The 5,250-nt window shown below is 44.3% G+C and carries 3 protein-coding genes; 2 read left to right on the top strand and 1 reads right to left on the bottom strand.

Annotated features, from left to right (window positions below; genetic code table 11):
• The coding region (locus ENH88_RS04905; protein ID WP_304180312.1) for a dihydrolipoyl dehydrogenase family protein at positions 1–891 on the top strand (891 nt) is incomplete at its 5' end.
• A gap of 306 nt (positions 892–1,197) precedes the next feature.
• Positions 1,198–1,887, top strand: coding sequence for a tRNA-uridine aminocarboxypropyltransferase (locus ENH88_RS04900; RefSeq protein ID WP_304180310.1), 690 nt, complete (start codon positions 1,198–1,200; stop codon positions 1,885–1,887).
• Between the two features lie 378 nt (positions 1,888–2,265).
• On the opposite strand, the gene rapA is transcribed toward ENH88_RS04900, so the two are convergent.
• Entirely contained in the window at positions 2,266–5,160 is a 2,895-nt protein-coding gene (rapA, locus tag ENH88_RS04895) for an RNA polymerase-associated protein RapA (RefSeq protein WP_304180308.1), read from the bottom strand.
• Between the last annotated feature and the right edge of the window lie 90 nt (positions 5,161–5,250).

Here is a 5,250-nt window from a genome sequence, read left to right as displayed (position 1 = left end):
TTAGGTGGTGGTATCATTGGTCTTGAAATGGGCACTGTATACCGTGCACTAGGTTCTGCAATCGACGTAGTTGAATTTGCTGACCAACTAGTACCAGCAGCTGATAAAGACATCATCAAGATTTATCAAAAATACGTGAGCAAAAAGTTCAACGTAATGTTGTCTACTAAAGTAACTGGCGTTGAAGCAAAAGACGACGGCTTATATGTAACGTTTGAAGGTAAAAATGCACCGGCAGAGCCAGTACGTTATGACAAAGTACTAGTTGCTGTTGGTCGTACACCAAACGGTAAACTACTTGATGCTGACAAAGCGGGCGTTAACGTTGATGAGCGTGGCTTTATCAATGTTGATAAGCAGCTTAAAACAAATGTTGATCACATCTTCGCGATCGGTGACATTGTTGGCCAACCTATGCTTGCACACAAAGCAGTTCACGAAGCACACGTTGCTGCTGAAGTTATCTCAGGTCAAAAACACTTCTTTGACCCTAAATGCATTCCTTCAATCGCGTATACTGATCCAGAAATCGCTTGGGTTGGTGTAACTGAGAAAGAAGCAAAAGAGCAAGGCTTAAGCATCGAAACTGCGGTATTCCCGTGGGCTGCATCAGGTCGTGCCATTGCCTCGGCTCGTACTGAAGGTCAAACTAAACTTATCTTTGATAAAGAAAGTGGCCGTATTATCGGTGGCGCTATGGTTGGTATCAACGCAGGCGAAATGCTGGGTGAAATCGGTCTAGCGGTTGAAATGGGCGCAGATGGCGAAGACTTAGCACTTACTATTCACGCTCACCCAACATTGAACGAATCAATCGGCCTTGCTGCTGAAATCTTTGAAGGTTCGATCACTGATTTACCAAACAAAAAAGCAGTTAAAAAGAAGAAGTAAGTTCTTTTAGTTAATTGTTTAAAAACCCAAGCCTCGGCTTGGGTTTTTTGTTTTTAATTGCCGTCAGCCGTCAGCCGTCAGCCGTCAGCCGTCAGCCGTCAGCTAAAGATAAGCCTTCTTGACACGTAAGTTGAACTGGGCAAAGTTTGTAGCTGATAGCTGATAGCTGATAGCTGATAGCTGATAGCTGATAGCTGATAGCTGATAGCTGATAGCTGATAGCTGATAGCTGATATCTATTCCCACAGATTTTAGCTACAATACGCGCCGATCAATTTTTAGGTACTTTTTTAGGTGATAAACCACGTGACTAACCGCTCTTCTAATTCAGTACTTGCCTTGCGCGCTCAGCAAATTAGCGAATCTCGCCGAGAGTTTAATGCCCGTGGCGGGAAAATGGATCGTTGTGAGCAATGCTTAATTGCAAAACATTATTGTATTTGTGACGGTGTAGAGCAGGCACAATGTGATGCTGCGGTTTGTATGCTGATGTATCATAATGAAAGCTTTAAACCTTCTAATACCGGGCGGTTGATTGCTGAAATAGTCCCTGATAATCATGCCTTTCGTTGGGACAGAACCGAACCTGACGCTAAGCTTCTGGCTTTATTAAATGACCCGCAATATCAACCTATGGTGATTTTCCCCGCCACTGATGTTGACGATACCGCACGCGTTATTACCGATGTACAAGCGCAGCCAAATAAACGTCCCTTGTTTATCTTTTTAGATGGCACATGGCGTGAAGCGAAAAAAATGATCCGCAAAAGCCCTTATTTAGATGCGCTGCCAGTCCTCTCAATCACCGCAGATAAACTCTCTGATTATCGGCTACGCGTAGCACCGCATGCCCATCAACTTGGCACCGCTGAAGTGGCAATTATGGTGTTAGCGCTGGCAGGGGAGACTGACGCGGCAACTAAGCTTGAGCAGCATTTTATGAAATTTCGCGATGCGTATTTATTAGGCAAGCGCAATAAAGGCAGACCTGAGTAACTCGGTTTCCCCCGCGTAATTATATTTATTCACAAAGAGGTTAAGAGGCGCTGCACTTTAGAGAGGTAATAAAAGGTTCTAGGGTGTATTCGCAGCTCGTTACTCGAAGCCCGTTGCGTTTTTTCTTCTCTGTGTAGCGCGAAGCGCCTCCTGTCATTATATGGAAAAATAGGTTTGTCGCCATAAATGACGACCTACAGGAGCGCGATGCTTACATTACTTGTAGGCGAGTGGCTTGTCACCGCGAAAGTAATCTCATTGTCGCGAGGTAAACTTGCTACAAACTCATATCCTGCACGGCAATAAAAAAGCGCGCTGTAAATTAATACACCGCGCTTTGAAAACTTAAAACTTACCGCTTACAACTTAAAGCTCAAATCAATGCGATACCACAATTAAGCGAATGGCATCTAACTGCAACTGTGCTTTGCCGATATAACTTGTTAGCTCTGTGCGTTGCTTGTCGTAGAAGGTCAGCTCTTCTTCACGGATATTAGGGTTGATCTGTTTCAACGCCGCTAAACGTGCTTGCTCTTCACAGAGAGATTGTTGCATTTGCTCAAGAGCCGTTGCTCGAATAACTTCTAGCTTGGTTTGTGCCATATCTTGCGCTGTTTTAAGCATTGGGTGAATCGCACTTTGTAATGCCCCAGCTAGTTTACTGGCTGTTTGACGGCCTACCGCAGAAAGCTGCTGATTAAAACCATCAAAACCGACGTTATCAGCTAAGTTGTTGCTGGCTTTATCTAATAAAATACGAATTGGCGTCGGTGGTAAAAAACGCCCTACTTGCAGTGCTTTTGGTGCCATGGCTGCCGCTACGTAAATTAGCTCAACAAAGAAGGTACCCGGCGGTAACTTTTTGTTTTTAAGCAGTGCGACAGAGGCTGTACCAAAATCATCATCACAGATCATGTCTAAGGTGCCTTGCACCATTGGGTGATCCCAGCTAATAAAGTGTACATCTTCTTGTGCTAATGCTGTATCACGGTCAAACGTTACAGTCATGCCGTCGTCTTTTAAACTTGGGAATGACGGGTTTAGCATATGCTCAGTCGGTTTTAAGATAATGGTATTTTCACCTTTATCTTCTTGGCTAACGCCAAAGGTATCAAACACGTTGATCATATAGCTTGGTAGTTCAAACTGGTTGTCTAGTTTTTCAATATCGACAACCAGCGAGTCTGCTGCACCTTGGCCTGATGAGTGTAACTCAAGTAAACGGTCACGACCGCTTTCCATTTGCTTACGCAGTACTGCATTTTGAGCGGCTACTTGCTCTAGTAATGGCTCAAGCTCGTCTTCATCACAGTTATGGGCGGCAATAAACTCAAGTAGTTCGTCTTTGAACTCTTTGTATAATAATTGGCCGGTGCTTGAGGTGGTTTCAAAGGCATCTAAGCCTTCGTTGTACCAACGCAGTAATACCTCTTGTGCGCTGTTTTCAAAGTACGGTACATGAATGTTGATATCTTGAGTTTGGCCAATACGGTCAAGGCGACCAATACGTTGCTCAAGTAAATCTGGGTTCAGTGGTAAATCAAATAACACTAAGTGATGCGCAAACTGGAAGTTACGACCTTCTGAGCCAATCTCTGAGCACAGTAATATTTGTGCGTTGTCGTATTCATCAGCAAAGAACGCGGCGGCGCGATCGCGCTCAATAATGGTCATGCCTTCATGGAACACGGATGCTTTGATTGCTTCGCGCTCACGCAGGATTTGCTCGAGGCTGATGGCGGTTTCGGCTTTAGCACAGATCAGTAGCACTTTTTCGCGTTTTAGGGTTTTTAGGGTGTCGATCAACCAATCAACGCGCGGATCAAATTGGCCCCAGCTGGCGCTTTCACCTTCAAATTCTTGAAATATTTTTTCAGGGAACAGGGCACGTTGCGCACTAAGCTCTGCATTTTGAATGCCGCTGATATTACCTAACACTGAAATTGCCGTTTTATATTGCTTTGGCATTGCCATCGGGTAAGCGTGCAGTTTACGGCTAGGGTAGCCGTCAATGCCGCTACGGCTATTTCTAAATAAAATACGCCCTGTGCCATGGCGATCTAATAACATGGCTAAGATCTCTTTACGGGCCGCGGTATCGCCATTTTGTGCTTGTTCTAGCACCTTACTGATGTCGGTTTCTTTTAACAGCTCAATCAACGTGGCTTTGGCGTTGTCATCCAGTGCTTGCTGTTGCAGTAATTGATTTGCCGCCTCTGCCACATGCTTATAATTACTTTCTTCTGCAACAAAGGCATCGTAATCATAAAAGCGATCTGGGTCGAGTAATTGCAGGCGCGCAAAGTGACTGCGGTGACCAAGTTGATCTGGCGTTGCGGTAAGTAATATTAGGCCTGGGATATCTTGGCTTAGTTCAGCCATGCGTTGATATTCAGTGCTTGGTTTTCCGTTGGTAATACTTAAATGATGCGCTTCATCAACAATCAGTAAGTCCCAATCAGCCATGGTGGCTTGTTCAAACCAGCGTTTTTTCTTGGTTAAAAACTCAAGGCTAGTTAGTACTAATTGTTCGGTGTCGAATACATTGGGTGAATCAGCAAACGCTTCATCACAACGCTCTTCGTCAAAAATCGAAAAGTGTAAATTAAAGCGACGTAGCATTTCGACTAACCATTGGTGCTGTAGGTTTTCAGGCACCACGATAAGTACGCGACTGGCACGGCCACTAATAATTTGTTGATGTAAAATCATCCCCGCTTCAATGGTTTTACCAAGGCCTACTTCATCAGAAAGTAATACGCGTGGCGCAAAACGTTTACCCACTTCTTGTGCAATATAAAGCTGATGCGGAATTAAGCTTGCGCGCTGACCAATCAAACCTTTAATCGGCGATTGTTCACGTGCAAACTGATGTTGCCATGTTTGATAGCGCAAGGTGTAGCGATCAAAGCGGTCAACTTGGCCGGCAAATAAGCGGTCTTGTGGTTTATTAAATTTAATAAAGTGATCTAAAAAGGTTTCTTTTAATTGTGCTTGTTCACCGTTATCAACACGGGTACCGTGATAACAAAGTAAATCACCGATAGGTTCAATTGACTCGACTGTAAGTTCCCATTCTTCAACGCTTTTGATCACATCGCCAGGATTAAATGCCACGCGGGTAACCGGTGCTTCTAGCATTGAATAAACACGGTTTTCGCCACTGGCGGGAAATAAAATGCTGACCTGACGGCCTTCAAGGGCAACCACTGTGCCTAATCCTAAATCTGACTCTGTATCACTGATCCAACGCTGACCTAAGGAAAAATTCATGTATGTCTCGTCTATGAAGAAAAAGGCGGCTATGTTACCTGTTAGCTAACACCACTGCAAGGTGCGAACTAGCTGACTTTTAATTAATTT

Source organism: Pseudoalteromonas prydzensis (assembly GCF_011050055.1).
GTDB classification, from domain to species: Bacteria; Pseudomonadota; Gammaproteobacteria; order Enterobacterales; family Alteromonadaceae; genus Pseudoalteromonas; species Pseudoalteromonas prydzensis_A.
This window is presented reverse-complemented; position numbering and strand designations above follow the sequence as displayed.

Bases quoted from the DNA above. Each gene is read 5' to 3' on its own strand.
- rapA (WP_304180308.1), bottom strand. From the start codon at position 5,160: ATGAATTTTTCCTTAGGTCAGCGTTGGATCAGTGATACAGAGTCAGAT.